1 rRNA gene is annotated in these 653 nt (G+C 57.0%); it reads right to left on the bottom strand.

The features are described from left to right. Positions 1-527: 527 nt before the first annotated feature. A 5S ribosomal RNA gene (gene rrf / locus CFB39_RS38590) occupies positions 528-640 on the bottom strand. Between the last annotated feature and the right edge of the window lie 13 nt (positions 641-653).

Below are 653 nucleotides of genomic sequence, written 5' to 3'. Positions count from 1 at the left end.
CTTCAGGCCAGCCTCGGCTTCCTTCAAGATGCCGATGATCTGTTCTTCGGTGAATCGCTTTTTCATTGCCGTTCCTCTCTGGAACGGACTCTACACCGTCACCGTACTAAACGCGGGGAGCAGGTCAGACACGCCGAATAAAGCGTTCATTTCGTACGGTGTCTGAGGTATTTGGCCGAAACGCGATGGGGGGAATCTGCTCGGTTTCAGTGGTTCGGTGCGTCGTCCGCGGGGGATTTGCACGGTGACCCGACACTCGTTGTCGACGATGGCAAGCTAATCACGTCCGAGTGTGCCAACCGAGGCGAGAGAGAGAGAAATTGCAGCTTTGATCGGAGATAGCGGCAATAGGCCAAGGGATCGCGGATGATACTGGCCGATTGGCGTGCCGGGAGCTGCGAGCGCTTCTAATTGGGAGTAGGCGATGAGGAAACTCAAGCCAGGCCGTCCACTCCACTCGCCCGTGCATTTCCTCCGCCCAAATGCAAAAACCCCCGCCTTTCGGGCGGGGGTTTCTGGCTTAGGGAGCCTGACGATTACCTACTTTCACACGGGAATCCGCACTATCATCGGCGTAGAGTCGTTTCACGGTCCTGTTCGGGATGGGAAGGGGTGGGACCGACTCGCTATGGTCATCAGGCAAAGAGGGTTGT

It is taken from the genome of Burkholderia sp. AU6039 (assembly GCF_002223365.1).
Taxonomy (GTDB): Bacteria; Pseudomonadota; Gammaproteobacteria; order Burkholderiales; family Burkholderiaceae; genus Burkholderia.
The sequence above is the reverse complement of the archived record's forward strand: the minus strand, read 5'-3'. Positions and strand labels throughout refer to the sequence as shown.